At 67.6% G+C, this 16148-nt stretch carries 16 protein-coding genes and 1 tRNA gene; 3 read left to right on the top strand and 14 right to left on the bottom strand.

The genetic code is table 11. From position 1 onward, the window contains the following. Window positions 1–17: 17 nt before the first annotated feature. The 9 genes from tnpC to JCM7685_RS11120 form a co-directional block, all read right to left on the bottom strand. Entirely contained in the window at window positions 18–1517 is a 1500-nt protein-coding gene (gene tnpC / locus JCM7685_RS11160) for an IS66 family transposase (RefSeq protein WP_100526070.1), read from the bottom strand. A gap of 59 nt (window positions 1518–1576) precedes the next feature. Then, window positions 1577–1924: an IS66 family insertion sequence element accessory protein TnpB gene (gene tnpB / locus JCM7685_RS11155; RefSeq protein ID WP_074969706.1), complete on the bottom strand. Its 348-nt coding sequence runs from the start codon at window positions 1922–1924 to the stop codon at window positions 1577–1579. After that, window positions 1921–2301, bottom strand: coding sequence for an IS66-like element accessory protein TnpA (tnpA, locus tag JCM7685_RS11150; protein ID WP_231964622.1), 381 nt, complete (start codon window positions 2299–2301; stop codon window positions 1921–1923). Before tnpA ends, tnpB begins: the two co-directional genes overlap by 4 nt. A gap of 311 nt (window positions 2302–2612) precedes the next feature. Then, window positions 2613–3092: a hypothetical protein gene (locus JCM7685_RS11145; RefSeq protein ID WP_074969708.1), complete on the bottom strand. Its 480-nt coding sequence runs from the start codon at window positions 3090–3092 to the stop codon at window positions 2613–2615. Between the two features lie 60 nt (window positions 3093–3152). Further along, window positions 3153–3875, bottom strand: coding sequence for a molecular chaperone DjiA (locus tag JCM7685_RS11140; protein ID WP_074969710.1), 723 nt, complete (start codon window positions 3873–3875; stop codon window positions 3153–3155). A 62-nt stretch (window positions 3876–3937) separates the two neighbouring features. Further along, window positions 3938–4762 carry a sulfate ABC transporter permease subunit CysW gene (cysW, locus tag JCM7685_RS11135; protein ID WP_074969712.1) on the bottom strand — a complete coding sequence of 275 codons (825 nt, stop codon included), beginning with the start codon at window positions 4760–4762 and terminating at the stop codon, window positions 3938–3940. Further along, window positions 4759–5601, bottom strand: coding sequence for a sulfate ABC transporter permease subunit CysT (gene cysT, locus JCM7685_RS11130; RefSeq protein WP_074969714.1), 843 nt, complete (start codon window positions 5599–5601; stop codon window positions 4759–4761). Before cysT ends, cysW begins: the two co-directional genes overlap by 4 nt. Then, window positions 5598–6596, bottom strand: coding sequence for a sulfate ABC transporter substrate-binding protein (locus tag JCM7685_RS11125; protein ID WP_074969716.1), 999 nt, complete (start codon window positions 6594–6596; stop codon window positions 5598–5600). Before JCM7685_RS11125 ends, cysT begins: the two co-directional genes overlap by 4 nt. Further along, entirely contained in the window at window positions 6593–7693 is a 1101-nt protein-coding gene (locus JCM7685_RS11120; RefSeq protein ID WP_074969717.1) for a sulfate/molybdate ABC transporter ATP-binding protein, read from the bottom strand. Before JCM7685_RS11120 ends, JCM7685_RS11125 begins: the two co-directional genes overlap by 4 nt. A 280-nt stretch (window positions 7694–7973) precedes the next feature. Between JCM7685_RS11120 and JCM7685_RS11115 the strand changes: the two genes are divergently transcribed. Together JCM7685_RS11115 and JCM7685_RS11110 are read left to right on the top strand one after the other, a co-directional pair. Then, window positions 7974–8456 (top strand): GNAT family N-acetyltransferase, encoded by a 483-nt coding sequence (locus JCM7685_RS11115; protein WP_074969719.1) that lies wholly within the window; start codon window positions 7974–7976, stop codon window positions 8454–8456. 44 nt (window positions 8457–8500) lie between these two features. Further along, a tRNA-Arg gene (locus JCM7685_RS11110) sits at window positions 8501–8577 on the top strand. 243 nt (window positions 8578–8820) lie between these two features. Here the strand turns inward: JCM7685_RS11110 and JCM7685_RS11105 are convergent. The 5 genes from JCM7685_RS11105 to xdhA form a co-directional block, all read right to left on the bottom strand. Continuing rightward, entirely contained in the window at window positions 8821–9027 is a 207-nt protein-coding gene (locus JCM7685_RS11105) for a hypothetical protein (RefSeq protein WP_074969721.1), read from the bottom strand. Between the two features lie 207 nt (window positions 9028–9234). Beyond that, a complete protein-coding gene (gene guaD, locus JCM7685_RS11100) occupies window positions 9235–10512 on the bottom strand; it encodes a guanine deaminase (protein ID WP_074969723.1) in 1278 nt (425 codons plus the stop codon). Continuing rightward, window positions 10500–11243, bottom strand: a complete 744-nt coding sequence (xdhC, locus tag JCM7685_RS11095) for a xanthine dehydrogenase accessory protein XdhC (RefSeq protein WP_074969725.1) — start codon at window positions 11241–11243, stop codon at window positions 10500–10502. Before xdhC ends, guaD begins: the two co-directional genes overlap by 13 nt. Next, window positions 11240–13549 carry a xanthine dehydrogenase molybdopterin binding subunit gene (gene xdhB, locus JCM7685_RS11090; RefSeq protein ID WP_074969727.1) on the bottom strand — a complete coding sequence of 770 codons (2310 nt, stop codon included), beginning with the start codon at window positions 13547–13549 and terminating at the stop codon, window positions 11240–11242. Before xdhB ends, xdhC begins: the two co-directional genes overlap by 4 nt. Beyond that, a complete protein-coding gene (xdhA, locus tag JCM7685_RS11085) occupies window positions 13546–14991 on the bottom strand; it encodes a xanthine dehydrogenase small subunit (protein ID WP_074969730.1) in 1446 nt (481 codons plus the stop codon). Before xdhA ends, xdhB begins: the two co-directional genes overlap by 4 nt. Before the next feature lie 120 nt (window positions 14992–15111). Here xdhA and JCM7685_RS11080 point away from each other — a divergent pair, with 120 nt between their 5' ends. Further along, on the top strand, window positions 15112–16008 hold the full coding sequence (locus tag JCM7685_RS11080) for a LysR family transcriptional regulator (RefSeq protein WP_074969732.1): 897 nt from the start codon (window positions 15112–15114) through the stop codon (window positions 16006–16008). The last annotated feature ends 140 nt before the right edge of the window (window positions 16009–16148 follow it).

Below are 16148 nucleotides of genomic sequence, written 5' to 3'. Positions count from 1 at the left end.
AGCGTTTGGGCTGACCGCTACCCGTTCCAGCGCCAGGGCAGCAGGTCGTCGACCTTGGTGATCTTGTAGTCCGGGATGCGGGCTAGGGTGTCGGCGAGCCAGGCGTGGGGATTGACGGCGTTGAGTTTGGCGGTTTCGATCAGGGTGTAGGTGATGGCGGCGGCCTTGCCGCCTGCTTCGGAGCCGACGAAGAGGTAGTTCTTCCGGCCGAGGGCGATGGCACGCATGCCGCGTTCGGCGGTGTTGTTGTCCAGTTCCAGGATGCCGTGGTCGAGGTAGGGGCGCAGGCGCTCCATGCGGGTCAGGGCATAGCGGATGGCGACTGCCAGTGGGGATTTTCCAGAGATGGTCGTGAGTTGCATGGCCAGCCAGGCTTCGAGGCCGTCGAAGACCGGGGCGGCATGCGTGCGACGTAGATCGGCGCGACGATCAGGTGGCGATCCTCGGGCCTCCTTCTCGACGGCGTAGAGTTGGGCGATCCGGCCGATGGCCTCTTCTGCGATCGGGGAGCCTTGCGACCGATGGATGTCGACGAACTTGCGCCGGACATGGGCCATGCAGGCGACCTCGCGGATCGCGCCGGAGCGGTAGAGATCTTCGAACCCGGCATAGCCATCGGCGTGCATCCAGCCGCGGAAGCGTGCGAGATGGTCCTTCGGGTGCTGGCCCTTGCGGTCGCCGGAGAACCGATACCAGGCGGCGGGCGGGGCGGTGCCACCCCATGGTCGTTCGTCGCGGGCATAGGTCCAGAGCCGGGCGGTCTGTGTCTTGCCGGTGCCGGGAGCGAGCATGCTGACGGACGTGTCATCGGTGAAGATCGCCTCGGCCGACAGGACATGGCGGCCGATGGCATCGGCCAGCGGTTCCAGCAGGGCGGTGCTCTTGCCAACCCAGTCGGCCAGGGTCGAGCGGTCGAGGTCGAGCCCCTCACGGTCGAAGATCTGGCTCTGGCGATAGAGGGGCAGATGGTCGGCATATTTGCTGACCAGCACATGAGCGAGCAAACCCGGCCCCGGACGGCCGCGCTCGATGGGGCGCGAGGGCAGCGCGGCCTGGACGAGGCGTTCACAGCAGGCACAGGTCAGGCGAGGCCGCACGATCCGGTTCACGATGAACCGCCCCGGCACATATTCCAGCTCCTCCGTCATATCCTCGCCGATCCGGCGCAGACGCCCGCCGCACTCGGCACAGGCATCGGCGCCGGGTGTCAATTCCACTTCCATGCGCGGGATGTGATCCGGGATCGGGCGGCGCTTGGGTTTGTCCTTCTCCTCGATGTCGGGCAGCTTCATGCGCGCCGTCATCGCGGCGGCGGCGATCTCGCTGGTCTCGAGCGCCAATCGCAGCTGCTCGGCGGCCTCGGACGACGCCCCGAACCGGTGCGCCCGGTGCCCGGCCAACTGGTGCCGGAGCTTCTCGATCAGGATCGCCTGCGCCTTCACCTCGGCCAGCAGCCGCGCGGTGAAACTGCGCAGTTCTTCGCGGTCCTCCGGCAAGGTCAAGGTCTGACTGAGCATGCCGGGAGTTTATCTTATTGGATTTCTTGTGGGAATCCTATCCTCTCCGGAGCGGCGGATTATCCCGCCGCCAAGGGCCGCCAGGTCCGTTCCGGAGCGCGCCAGTCGATCCCTTCCAGGAGCATCGACAACTGCGCCGGCGTCAGCGCCACCTTGCCCTCCTTCGCCGAGGGCCAGACGAACCGACCACGCTCCAAGCGCTTCATGAACATGCAGGCCCCTTGCCCATCCCACCAGATCACCTTCACGAGATCTCCACGTCGGCCCCGGAACACGAACAGATGCCCGGCGAACTGGTCCTGCTTCAGCACCGTCTCGGCCTGCGCGGCCAAGGCTGCAAAGCCCTTGCTCATGTCGGCCACCCCGGCCGCCAGCCAGACCCGCGTGTTGGCGGGAACCGGGATCACGCCGTCAGGCTCCGGATCAGCCGCGCCAGCGCCTCGGGATCATAGCTGCCGCTGATCCGCATCCGGTGTCCGCCAGCCAGTTCGATCTCGATATGGTTCGCCGCGAAAGGCGTTGTCGCGGGCGCCTTCGCCTCAGCGACGATCTCCACAGGCAGAAAGCGCATCCCCTCGGGCTGGGACGGAACCGACGCTGGCTCCGGCGTATAGCGCGGATCGCGCAACCACTTGAACACCATGTTCGCGTTGACCGCGTAGCGCCGCGCAACCTGAGCTACCGAAACGCCCGGCGCAGCCGTCTGGAAACAGATCGACCGCTTCTCCTCGTCCGTCCAAAGCCGCTTCGTCCTGCGAACCAAAATCTGCCCCGGAGTGTTCACTATCAATAGCGGACACTATCCGTCACTCTCGTCCCGCGGCAGGGCAGTCAGACCGGACGGTTACGACAACTTCGACATTTCGGGTGATTGTCGAGAAATTTCAAGGCTTTCCATGCATTTCGGCCCGTCGCTCCGGGCACCTTCGCCAGCCAGGGGGTGCCGGAAACGGCTTCCGAGAGGGCATCGTGGCGGAAACCGTTCCGGTTTCGATGAAAAACCGGTGGGAAGACAGGTATCGAGAGCCAATTAGCGGCGGGTTTTCCGTGCTTCGGCCCGGAACTTGCTATGGCGCAGAGTTCTCCGGCAGCCTGCTAAAGTTCGATCCCGTTGGCCGGTCCCTCGGGCGGCATGGGCATGGGCGCCTCGGGATCGACTGGGGGCGGGTTCAGGCGCGGATCGTCCTCGGGTGCCGGGCGCAGCATCTCGCGCAGCGCATTACCGACCGGAGGCGGCGGCGGCGCGTCGGGGCGGCGGCGGATCAGGATGTCGCCGTTCTCCAGCCGCTCGGGCGCCTGGTAGTTGCGCACGTCGTCCATCAGTTCGCCGATGTCCTTGAGCACCGGCGTCACCGAGCCCAGCGTATCGCCCAGATCGCGACCCAGACGGTCCAGATGCGGCTCGGCCCGGTTCAGCAGATTGCGCATGAAATTCTCGATCCCGCCTTCCAGCGAATCGCCGGGCGTGCCGTCCGGCGCGGGCTCGTCGGCTTGCGGCGGCTCGTAATCCTGCGCGGCGGCGGGAACCCCGGCAAGCAGCGCGGCGGCCAGGATCAGGTGGGGCAGGTTGCGCATGGACCGGTCCTTCGGCTGTTCGCAAGGAAAACTTGTCCTGCCGCGCTCGGGTTCCCCTGCCTAGGCCGGGCGGGGGGCGTGAAGCCTGCGGAACGCCTCCCATGCCTCGTTCAGGGCACGGGTGCGGGCCTCGGCCAGGCGGATCGCCTCGGGCGGCAGGCCGCGAGCAATGGCGCGGTCGGGGTGGTTTTCGCGGATCAGGTCGCGCCAGCGCTTGCGGGCCTCGGGCAGCGGCGTGTCGGGCGTCACGCCCAGCACCTCGCAGGAGGGGCAGCCCTGGCGGCGGTCGTGGCGGGCGCGGATCGCGGCCACCTGCGCCGGCGACAGGCCGAAGATGCGCGCGACCTCGTCGATGAAGATCAGCTCGGCCTCGTTCAGGTCGTCGTCGGCGACGGCGATGATGAACAGCCCCTCGATCACGTCGGCCAGCACCGGGTCGCCGGGCGGGAACATGCGGGCGATGCGCTGCGCCCAGGCGTCGAAGCCGGCCACGTCCTGCCGCGCCAGGTCGAAGACGCGGGCGGCGTTCTTTTCCTCGGACCGCGGGATGATGAAGACGCGGCGGAAGGCCGCGACCTCGGAGCGGGCCACGGCGCCGTCGGCCTTGGCGAGCTTGGCGCCGAGCGCGATCACGGCGATGGTGAAGGCCACGGATTTCTCGGGCGGCGTGGCCGGGCGGCGCGCACCGACGATCGCCGCCAGCCGGTCGGCGATGCGCTGCCAGAAGCTGCGCGGCTTCGGCAATTCGGGGCAGGTGGTCTTGTCCTTGATCGCGGCGTCCATGGTATCCAGCCTAGGCGGCAAGCCAGGTCAAGTCCACTGACATTCCCGTAGGTTGCACCGCGTCACCTGCGACTTTCCAGCGCGGCCTTGACCACCAGCACCACCAGTGCGATCACCGTCAGCGTCGAGGCGGCGGCGAAGGCGCCGGTCGTGTTCAGATCGTTGAACATCAGCTCGATCTGCAAGGGCAGGGTGTTGGTCTGCCCCCGGATCGAGCCCGAAACGACCGAGACCCCGCCGAATTCGCCCACCGCGCGGGCCGTGCACAGGACCGCGCCGTAAAGCAGCGCCCATCGGATATTGGGCAGCGTCACCCGCGAAAACACCTGCCAGCCGCGCGCGCCCAGGGTCACGGCGGCCTCTTCCTGTTCGCTGCCCTGCGCCTGCATCAGGGGCAGCACCTCGCGCGCGACGAAAGGGGCGGTGACGAACATGGTGACCAGCAGGATGCCGGGCACGGCGAACATGACCTTGATGTCATGGGCGGCGAGGAACGGCCCCAGCAGCCCCTGCCGGCCATAGAGCAGCAGGTAGCAGATGCCGGCGATGATGGGCGAGATCGAGAAGGGGATCTCGATCAGCACCATCAGCAGCTTGCGCCCCGGAAAGCGGAAGCGGGCGATGGCCCAGGCCGCCGCGATGCCGAAGGCGATGTTCACCGGCACCACGATCACCGCGACCAGCGTGGTCAGCCAGATCGCGTGCAGGGTGTTGGGATCGGCGATATTCGCCAGATAGGTCGCCCAGCCGTCGACCAGCGCGCGCCAGAAGATGAAGGCCATCGGCGCCACCACCAGCACCGCCGTCAGCGCGAAGGCCAGCCCGATCAGCAGCCGCGGCACCGCGCGGCTTTGGCCCGGCGCATGGGTCAGGGCGGCGGCGGTCATGGGCGGGCCTCCAGGTGGCGGGCGGCACGGAACTGGATCAGGTTCGACAGCGCCAGCAGCAGCAGCGCGATCGCCAGCAGCACCAGCGCGATGGCGGCGGCACCCTGATAGTCGTATTCTTCGAGCCGGATGAAGGCCAGGAGCGCCGCGATCTCGGTCTTGAAGGGCAGGTTGCCGGCGATGAAGACCACGGCGCCGAACTCGCCCAAGCTGCGGGCGAAGGCCACGGTCGAGCCCGACAGCCAGGCCGGCAGGATCGCCGGCAGCACCACGCGGCGGAAGATGGCGAAGGGCCGGGCGCCCAGCGTCATCGCCGCCTGTTCCAGCGCCGGGTCCAGGTCCTCGAGCACCGGTTGGATGGCGCGCACGACGAAGGGGATCGAGGTGAAGGTCATCGCCAGGATCACGCCGCCCAGCGTATAGACCAGCTCGATGCCCATGCCCGACAGCGGGCCGCCGAACCAGCCGTTCGCGGAATAAAGCGCAGTCAGCGAGATGCCGGCCACCGCCGTCGGCAGCGCGAAGGGAATGTCCATCAGCGCGTCCAGGATGCGCCGGCCGGGAAAGTCGTAGCGGGTCAGCACCCAGGCCATCAGCAGCCCGTAGAACGCATTGAAGACCGTGGCGACGAAGGCCGCCGTCACCGTCACCCGCAGCGCCGCCAGCGTGCGCGGCGCGGTGACGATGGCCCAGAACCGGGCCGGGCCGATCTCGGCCCCCTTCAGCACCAGCGCCACCACCGGGATCAGGATGATCAGCGCGACGTATAGCAGCGTGGTGCCGAGGCTCAGCGAGAACCCCGGCAGCACGCGTTTCGGTCTGATCGCCGCAGCGGTCATCGGTTCACGAAGACGGTGTCGAGGATGCCGCCCTCGGCCAGATGCTCGGCGCTGACCTTGTCCCAGCCGCCGAAAACCTCGTCCACGGTGACCAGCTTGATCTCGGGGAAGTCGGCGGCATGTTTCGCGGCCACGTCCTTGTCGGTCGAGCGATAGTTGTTGGCGACGATGGTTTCCTGCGCCACGGGCGAATAGAGCCATTTCAGATATTCGGTCGAGGCCTCCAGCGAACCGTCCTTCTCGGCGTTCTCGGTCACCACGGCGACCGGGAAGGCGGCGAAGAGGCTCATCGAGGGCGTCACCGCCTCGAAGCCCTGAGCCTCGTATTGCTTGGCGATGCTCTTGGTTTCGGCCTCGAAGGTGATCAGCACGTCGCCGATCTCGCGCTCGGCGAAGGTCTGGGTGGCGGCGCGGCCGCCGGTGTCGAAAACCGGCACGTTGGCGAAGATCTTGCCGACGAATTCCTTGGCCTTTTCCGCGTCGTTGTCGTTATGCGCCAGCCCATAGGCATAGGCGGCCAGATAGGTGTAACGCGCGTTGCCGCTGGTCTTGGGGTTGGGGAACACCGGCTTCACGTCCTCGCGCGCCAGGTCCGACCAGTCCTTGATCCCCTTGGGATTGCCCTTGCGCACCAGGAAGGCCGGCAGCGAGTAGTAGGGCGAAGCGCCGTTCGGCAGCGCCTCGCGCCAGTTCTGGGCCACGAAGCCGGCCTTGGCCAGCGCGTCGATGTCGGTTTCCTGGTTGAAGGTCACCACGTCGGCCGGCAGCCCCTCGATGATCGCGCGCGCCTGTTTCGAGGACCCGCCATGGCTTTGGTCGATGGTGACATCGCGGCCGGTCTTGTCCTTCCAGAAGCTCTGGAACTGCGGGTTCAGCGCCTCGAACACCTCGCGGCCGATGTCATAGCTGACGTTCAGGATCTTGTCCTGCGCCAAGGCCGGGACGGCGGTCAGCAGCACGGCCAGCGCGGCGGCCTGGAATTTGCGGATCATCATCGGGTCTGCTCCTTGCGGGGGAATGCGGGTGTGGGCGCCACGGCGGCGGCGTCGCGCGCGGCGGGAAAGAGGGTGCCGGCCTCGGCGCGCAGGTTAACGCGGGCGCCCTTGCACAGGCCCTGCGCCTCGGGCGCGCGGCGCGGCAGGTCCACCGGAATCTGCGCGGTCTCGTCGTCGAGGTCGAGGCGCAGCAGCGCGCCGTTGCTGGTCAGCCGCGCGACCTGCCAGCGCCCGGCGGTGTCGCAGACCGGGGTCACGTCGCCCGGGCGCAGGAACAGCGTGGCCGGCCCGTCGGGCAGGGCGCGGCGCGGCAGGCGGGTGGTATCCAGCCCCGGCGCCTCAGCCCTGCCGGCGCGCAGCGTCACCGGCAGTTCGATGGTCGCGCCCATGAAGCGGGCGACGAAGGGGCTGGCGGGGTGGTCGTGGATCTGGTCGGCGCTGCCGATCTGCTCGATCCGGCCCTCGCCCATCACCACCACGCGGTCGGCAAGCTCGAAGGCCTCTTCCTGGTCATGGGTGACGAAGATGGTGGTCGAGCCGGTTTCCTCGTGCACCGACCGCAGCCAGGCCCGCAGGTCGCGGCGCACGGCGGCGTCCAGCGCGCCGAAGGGTTCGTCCAGCAGCAGCACCGTCGGCTCGATGGCCAGGGCGCGGCCCAGCGCCACCCGCTGGCGCTGGCCGCCGGACAGCTGCGCCGGAAAACGCTCGCCCAGATGCGCGATCTGCAGGAACTCCAGCAGCCGGTCCACCTTTTCGGCGATCACCGCCTTGCCCGGCCGCTGGGCCCGCGGGCGCACGGACAGGCCGAAGGCGATGTTGTCGCGCACGGTCATATGCGGGAACAGCGCGTAATGCTGGAAGACGAAGCCGATGCGGCGGTCCTGCGCAGCCAGGTTCAGCCAGTCGGCGCCATGCACCGCCAGCCCCCCGCCCTCGGGCCATTCCAGCCCGGCGATGATCTTCAGCAGCGTGGTCTTGCCCGAACCCGACGGGCCCAGCAGCGCCACCAGCTCGCCCGACTCGACGGTCAGGTCGATGCCGCGCAGCACCGGAGTGCCGCCGAAGCTTTTGGTCATGGTCTCGATGACGATGGACATGGCGCCTCCGCTGCTTGCCGCCAGAGGTAACGGGCGGCCCGGGGGTGGGCAAGCCGGACCGGCAACCGGGCGTCCGGGCCGGGGCGAATGTTTTCCCAAGCCCGGGCGGGCAGGGGGCCGCTGGTCCCGCAAGCGCCCCCGCCGCGGGGACAGCATCCGGCCGGGCCGGGGCCAGCCCGCGCGTTCTTCCTTATTTTTCAGATGCGGCACGCGGCCGGCCCTTCGCAATCCCCGCCGCCGCTGCTAGGGTCCGGCCCGCAGGCAGCGGCGGGATTGGGCGATGGACGGCAAGGACGGCAGGATCGGGCGGGAAAGCCCTCTGGAGGCGGATCTGGACCTGCTGTTCCAGCGTCATGCCGCCGACATGCACGCCGATACGCCGCCCGAGTCGATCCACATGCTGCCGCGCGAGGCGCTGGCGCGGCCCGAGATCGCCTTCTTCGTCCTGCGCGAGGCGGTCGGGCCGGTCGCCATGGGCGCGGTCAAGCGCATCGCCCCCGATCACGGCGAGATCAAGTCGATGCATGTGCTTGCCGAGGCGCGCGGCCGTGGCTATTCGCGTCGGCTGCTGGCTGCGCTGGCCGCGCATGCCCGGAGTGAAGGCATGGCGCGGCTCAGCCTCGAGACCGGCGTGCAGCCGACCTTCGTGGCGGCGAGGGCGCTTTACCTGCGGGCGGGCTTTTCCGAATGCGGCCCCTTCGGCGACTACCGGCCGGATCCCAACAGCGTCTTCCTGACGCTGGACCTGTCCAAGCTAGATTGAGCGGTTGATTCCGCGGCGGTCCTTTGCCATGACTGCCGCGATGCGGACCCGTAGCTCAACTGGATAGAGCAGGGACCTTCTAAGTCCAAGGTTGGGGGTTCGAGCCCTCCCGGGTCCGCCAAATCTCTTTTAGCCAATTGGTTCTATTCCTGCCGCCGGTGCGTAAGGTTCAGCACGCGGATTGCAGCTTGGGGCGGATGCGCTCAGGCGCAGCCTGCTGCGTCTCGGCCAACTTCCGCACCAGCCCTACAGCAGGCACCATTCCTTCTTGCGTCAACCGGTATCCGTCCTTCGGGTTGCCAAAGATCACTCTGTCGCGGCGGAGCGCGGCCAAATCATTCCCCAGCGACTTCGGGGCGCGTGCCTACATCGTTATCAGTATCTGCGATTTGGCAACCTTTTCCAGGTAGTGGCTGTGTAGCAAAATGATTGCCTCGTCCTTGATCGAGACATTGGCGTGGACCAGCCTCACTCCTTCAATCTCCTCAACCAAGACGTCAACCGGGACTTGGACTTGGCCGACCAGCACCCCAGCTTGCTCCATGCGTAGGCTGGTCGTTTCGCGCAGCATCTCCGAAATGATCCAGCCTCCGGCAGTGGTTTGATGCGCGCGGGATCGTCCCGGCGGGCGGCAGCGGGCGCATACACTATCGCAGCAACTTCGCCGATCTGCTGGCGTAAACCGCACCGCCGCAGAAATTCCGCTTGACGGGTTTGCGCACGCTATTGCTTTCGCCTGCGCAGGCTTATCCTTTCTTTGGCACACAGATGTCGCGGTTCATCCGAGCATCGGCTTTCCCGCGACATAGGTCTGCGCGATCGCGCGGTCATCGCCGAGGATTTGCAGGATGAAAAGCTCCTCGGCCAGGGTCTCGGCGCGGTCCATGCGCAGGGCCATGGCAGGGGTGGCGCGGCTGTCGAGCACCACCAGGTCGGCGTCGGTGCCGGGGTCCAGCGTGCCGATGCTGTCGGCCATGCCCAGCGTCAGCGCGTTGCCTCGCGTCGCCCAGTGGAAGGCGGCGTAGGGGTGCAGCTTCTGGCCGCGCAGTTGCAGGATCTTGTAGCCCTCGTTCAGCGTCTGCAGCATCGAATAGCTGGTGCCGCCGCCGACGTCTGTGGCGATGCCGCTGGTGACGCCGGCTGCGCGCAGCCCGGCCTCGTCGAAAAGGCCCGAGCCCAGGAACAGGTTCGAGGTCGGGCAGAACACCGCGCGCGCGCCGGTCTCGGCCATGCGGGCGATCTCGCGCGGTTCCAGGTGGATCGAATGGCCCAGCAGCAGCTTGTCCGAGAGCAGGCCGTAGCTCTCGTAGATGTCGAGATAGTCGCGCGCCTTGGGATAGAGGCCGAGAGTGAAGGCGATCTCGTCCTTGTTCTCGGACAGGTGGGTCTGAACGTGGCAGTCGGGATGCTCGCGGACCAGCTGCCCGGTCATCTGCATCTGCTCGGGCGTCGAGGTGATGGCGAAGCGGGGGCTGATCGCGTAGCGCTGGCGGCCGCGGCGGTGCCATTTCGCGATCAGGGCCTTGCTGTCGTCATAGCCTTGCTGGGGCGTGTCCAGCACCGCCTCGGGGGCGTTGCGGTCCATCATCACCTTGCCGGCGACCATCGCCATGTTGCGCGCCTCGGCGGCCGAAAACAGGGCTTCGGCCGATTCCGGATGCACCGAGCAGAAGGCGACGGCGGTGGTGGTGCCGTGCGACAGCAGCAGGTCCAGGAACTTCTCGGCCATGGCCGGGGCGTGGCCCTGCTGGGCGAAGCGCGATTCCTCGGGAAAGGTATAGGTGTTGAGCCAGTCCAGAAGCTGCGCGCCCCAGCTGGCGATCACCTGCACCTGCGGGAAATGGATATGGGCGTCGATGAAGCCCGGCAGGATCAGATGCGGGCGGTGGTCGATCTCGGGCAGGGCCGGGTCGCGGAGGTCGGCATAGTCGCCGATGGCGGCAATCCTGCCGTTCTCGGTGACGATGGCGCCGTCCTCATGATAGGTGAAGGCGTTTTCGGTTTCCGCGGGGTCGGCGTGGAAGGAGAGCGTGCGCCCCCGGATCAGCTGTCGCATGGGTATTTTTCAAACGGAAAGACGGTTTCGGTCAGGCGGCCGATGATCTCGGCTGCGGTGAAGGCGGCGATGATTTCCGGGCGCTTGTCGCGCGAATAACCGGCACCGATCGGGCAGGTCAGCCGGTCGGTGTCGAGGCCCTGGGCGCGGGCGAAGCGGCGGAACTGCGCCAGTTTCGTCTTGCTGCCGATCATGCCGACATAGGGCGCGTCCAGGCGGCGCAGCGCCTCGGCGGCGAGCAGGAAGTCCAGCGCGTGGTCATGGGTGAGGATGATGTGGCTGGTGCCATAGGGAGCGCGGCGGATCTCGGCCTCGGGCAGGGGGGTGAGCCGGGTTTCGCCGGTGGCCTGGGCGAGTTCGCCGGCGCGCTGGTCGATCAGGATCGGGCGCAAGGGCAGCAGCGCCAGTGCTTTCGCGAGCGCCCGGCCGACATGACCGGCGCCGAAGATCAGCACCTGCGGGCGGTCCGGGGCGGGCGGCGCGGCCTCGACATGGCGCAGCTCCAGCTCGACCCTGCCGCCGCAGCACTGGCCGATCTCGGGCCCCAGAGGCACGTCCATGCGGGCGGCCTTTTCACCGCGCGCGATCATCTGCCGGGCGCGGTCGATGGCCATGTATTCCAGCTGGCCGCCGCCGATGGTCCCGGTGAGGCTGTCGGGGGCGACGAACATCGCCGCCCCTGCCTCGCGCGGGCTTGACCCCCGCGTGCGGGTGATCTCGACCCGGATCATCTGATCGCCTCGATGGCCATCAGCACGCGCTCGGGCGTGGCCGGGGCGTCGATGCGCGGGTTTTCCCGGTAGCCGTTGAACGAGGCCACCGCCATGTTCAGCGCCTGGAACACCGAGATGCCCAGCATGAAGGGCGGCTCGCCCACGGCCTTGGAGCGCTTGATGGTGTTTTCGCGGTTCACCGACCAGTCGGCCAGCTGGACGTTGAAGACCTTGGGCCGGTCCGATGCCAGGGGGATCTTGTAGGTCGAGGGCGCGTGGGTGCGCAGCCGCCCCTTGGCGTCCCACCACAGCTCTTCGCTGGTCAGCCAGCCGGTGCCCTGCACGAAGGCGCCCTCGACCTGGCCCTTGTCGAGCGCCGGGTTCAGGCTGCGGCCCACGTCGTGCAGCACGTCGGCGCGCTCGATGACATATTCGCCGGTCAGCGTATCGACCGAGACCTCGGAGCAGGCCGCGCCATAGGCGAAGTAATAGAAGGGCCGGCCGCGTCCGGTATCGCGGTCCCAGTGGATCTTGGGCGTCTTGTAGAAACCCGCCGCCGACAGCTGCACCCGCGCCAGATAGGCGGTGCGGATGAAATCGGCGAAGGGCATTTCCTCGTCGCCGATCCGCACCGTCTCGCCGATCGAGATCAGGTCGGGATCGACGTCCTTGCCCTCGGCCGCGAAGGCCTTCAGCCGCGCCAGCAGCTGTTCGCAGGCGTTGAGCGCCGCCATGCCGTTCAGGTCCGAGCCCGAGGAAGCCGCGGTGGCCGAGGTGTTCGGCACCTTTTCGGTCGTGGTCTTGGTGATCTTGATGCGGTCGATGTCGATGCCCAGCGCCTCGGCCACCACCTGCGCCACCTTGGTGTTCAACCCCTGGCCCATCTCGGTGCCGCCGTGGTTGAGGTGGATCGAGCCGTCCGAATAGATGTGGATCAGCGCGCCGGCCTGGTTGTACCAGGTTGCGGTGAAGCTGATGCCGAATTTCACCGGCGTCAGGGCGATGCCCTTGCGGATCGCCCCGCCTTCTCGTGCGGCGCGGGCGTTGAAATCCAGCACGGCCTGGCGGCGGGCGTGGTAGTCGGCCGACGCTTCGAGTTCCTCGAAGATGCGCGGCAGGATCTGGTCCTCGACCTCCTGGTGATAGGGGGTCAGCTGGCCGTTTTCATAGAGGTTCCGCTTGCGGATCTCCAAGGGATCGCGGCCAAGCTGATAGGCGATGTCCTCGACGATCCGTTCCGCCATGACCACGCCCTGCGGGCCGCCGAAGCCGCGGAAGGCGGTGTTCGAGCAGGTGTTGGTCTTCATCGGGTGGCTGCGCAGTTCCACCGCCGGGTAGTAATAGGCGTTGTCGGCATGGAACAGCGCCCGGTCCGTCACCGGGCCGGACAGGTCCGAGGAAAAGCCGCAGCGGGCGTAGAAATCGGCATCGACCGCGTGGATCCTGCCGGTCTCGTCATAGCCGACCGCATAGTCGATGACGAAATCGTGGCGCTTGCCGGTGATCTGGAAATCGTCGTCGCGGTCGGGGCGTATCTTGACGGCGCGCTTCAGCTTCTTCGCGGCCAGCGCGGCGATGGCGCAAAAGCCGTTCATCTGCGATTCCTTGCCGCCGAAACCGCCGCCCATGCGGCGCACCTGCACCACGACGGCGTTCGAGGGCACGTCCAGCACATGGGCGACCATATGCTGCACCTCGGTCGGGTGCTGGGTCGAGGTGTTGACGATCACCTCGTCATCCTCGCCGGGAAAGGCGAAGGCGATCTGGCTTTCCAGGTAGAAATGCTCTTGCCCGCCCACGGTCAGCCGGCCCGACAGCTGGCGCGGCGCGCGGTCCAGTTCCGCCATGTCGCCGCGCGCCAGTTTCAGCGGCTTGGTGACATAGCCCATGCCGGCATCGCGGGCGGCGATGGCGTCCAGCGCGAAGGGCAGTTCCTCGTATTCCACCTTGGCCAGCTGGCAGGCGCGGCGGGCCTGGTCGCGGGTCTCGGCGATGACGGCAAAGATCGGCTGGCCGACGAACTGCACCTCGGGAAAGGCAAAGACCGGCTCGTCATGCAGCCCGGTCGGGCTGATGTCGTTGTGGCCGGGGATGTCCTCCGCCGTCAGCACGGCATGGACGCCCGGTGCCTTTTTCACCGCATCGAGGTCCATCGCGGTGATGCGGCCATGCGCGACCGGGGAAAGCCCCAGATAGCCGTGCAGCGTGCCGACCGGCTCCATCAGGTCGTCGGTGTAATCGGCGGTGCCGGTGACATGCTTGACGGCGGAATCGTGGATGATCGAGGTATGGGCGGCGCCCTTGGCGATAACGTCCTGTTTCATTCGGCCCTCCTCAGGCGGTGCTCCGCGCCGGACTGTTCAAGCCAGAAGCGGCGGAAGAAATTGGCGGCGAGTTGCTGGCGATATTCCTTGCTGGCCCGCCAGTCGCTGAGCGGCTGGAAGTCGTTGGCGACGGCCTTTGCCGCGGCCTCGAAGGTCTCGGCGGTGAAAGGCTGGCCGTTCAGCGCCGCTTCGGCGGCGGCGGCGCGTTTCGGGGTCGCGGCCATGCCGCCGAAGGCCACGCGGGCGTCGATGATGATCGCGCCGTCGGTTTCCACCCGGAAGGCGGCGGCCGAGGCGGTGATGTCGGCATGGTGGCGCTTGCTGACCTTGTAGGCCGCGATGCGCGCCTCGCCCTTCAGGGGCACGGTGATCGCCTCGACGAATTCGCCGGGGCGGCGGTCCTGCTTGCCGTAGTCGATGAAGTAATCCTCGACCGGCAGTTCGCGGCTGCCCTCGACGCTGCGCAGCCGCATGGTGGCGCCAAGCGCGATCAGCAGCGGCGGGGTTTCCCCGATGGGCGAGCCGTTGGCGACATTGCCGCCGATGGTGCCGGCATTGCGGACCTGCCAGCCGCCGATGCGGCGCCAATAGTCCAGCGCCTCGGGGAAATGCGCCAGCACGAAGGGCTCGAATTCGGAATAGGTCACGCCGGCGCCGATGGTGATATGGCCGGGGGTGATCTCGATCTTCTTGAGGTCCTGCAGATCGCCGATGAACACGGCCGGAGAGATGTCGCGCAGGAATTTCGTCACCCACAGGCCCACGTCGGTGGCGCCGGCGACGATGGTGGCCTTGGGATTCTCGGCCAGCACCTGCGCCAGGTCGGCGGCGTCGGCGGGCAGGATGGCGCGGTCCTCGCCGCGCGCGACCTCGACCCGCTCGCGCGGGATCGCGGCCAGGGCGGCGGTGACGCGGTCGCGCTCGACGGTCAGCGCGTCCATGTGCTGGCCGCCGGCCTCGGAGGCGGCGAAGGCGGCCTTCACGATCGGCTCGTAGCCGGTGCAGCGGCAGAGGTTGCCTTGCAGCGCAGTCTCGATCGCCAGCATGTCCGGGCGCGGGTTCTGCATCCACAGCCCGTAGAGCGCCATCACGAAGCCCGGCGTGCAAAAGCCGCATTGGCTGCCGTGATGTTCCACCATCGCCGCCTGCACCGGGTGCAGCCCGCCGTTCGCGCCGCGCAGATGCTCGACGGTGACGATATGGCAGCCGTGGCACGAGGCCAGAAAGCGGATACAGGCGTTGATCGGCTCGTAATGCAGCGCGCCGTGGTGCAGCCGGCCGACCAGCACCGTGCAGGCACCGCAGTCGCCTTCGGCGCAGCCCTCCTTGGTGCCGGTCAGGCGGCGGTTCAGTCGCAGGAAGTCCAGGAGCGTGTCCCGGGATCCGGCCTCGGTCAGGCGGATCTCGGTATCGTTCAGCAGGAAGCGCAATTCGTGGCCCATTCGGTCCTCGCTCGGCATGGCTGGGGTATGGAGAAAAGCCTAGATGCGAATTGCGCTTTGAGAAATGACAGATTGAGCATAAGACTTTCAGCGATTCCTTGAAAGAGCCCAGGTGCAACCATGCCATATCTTGAAAGTCTTCGGGTTTTCGTGCGTGTGGTCGAGCTTGGCTCGATCACGGCCGGGGGCCGCGACCTGCGCATGTCGCCGGCGGTGGCCTCGAATCGGATCAAGGACCTGGAGACGCGCTATGGCGTGCGGCTGCTCAACCGCACCACCCGCAAGCTGGTGCCGACCGAGGTGGGGCGGGCCTTCTACGACAACGCCCGGCGGGTGATCGAGACGCTGGACGAGGCCGAGGCGGTGGTCTCGGGCTTTTCCGGCAATCCGCATGGGGCCTTGCGGATCACGGCGCCGCTGGGGCTGGGGCGGCGGCTGATCGCGCCGCTGGTGCCGAAGTTCTGCGACGAATATCCGGGGGTCGAACTGCGGCTGCGGCTGTCGGACCGCAACGTGGACATCATCGCCGACGGCATCGACCTGGCGTTCTTTCTGGGCGAACCGCAGGATTCGGCGCTGAAATGGCGGCGCATCGCCGAATGCCCGCGCGTGCTGGTGACGACGCAGGCCTATCTGGACGCCCATGGCTGCCCGGAAAGCCCCGAGGACCTGGTCGGGCATAATTGCCTGCTGCTGCGCTATCCGCGCAGCCCGGAATATTACTGGGTGCTGCAGACCCCCGAGGGGCCGCAGAAGCTGCTGGTGAACGGCAAGTTCGATGCCGACGACGGCGACGTGCTGACCGGCTGGGCGCTGGCGGGCAGGGGCATCGTCAACCGCCCACGCTACGAGGTGGCCGAGCAGCTGGCCTCAGGGGAACTGGTCGCGGTGCTGCCGCAATTCCCGCCGATCCCCTCGCAATTCGGCGTGCTGACGCCGCATCGCCGCCTGCAGGATCCCAAGGTGCGGCTGTTCGCCGATTTCATCGCGCGCGAGACGCGGGGGCTTTTCGGCTAACCGCCGCGCATCGCCGAAAGTTGACGCGACAGCGGCGGCTTTGCGGATTAGGATTCAGCGGCCGGCAGAGGTTTGCCTCGGGTGTTGCGGGCAGTCCTGAAGCGACCGGCGGATGCCTTGCGGGGCAGGAGAACGGTGCC

Source organism: Paracoccus aminovorans (assembly GCF_900005615.1).
GTDB lineage: Bacteria > Pseudomonadota > Alphaproteobacteria > Rhodobacterales > Rhodobacteraceae > Paracoccus > Paracoccus aminovorans.
The sequence above is the reverse complement of the archived record's forward strand: the minus strand, read 5'-3'. Positions and strand labels throughout refer to the sequence as shown.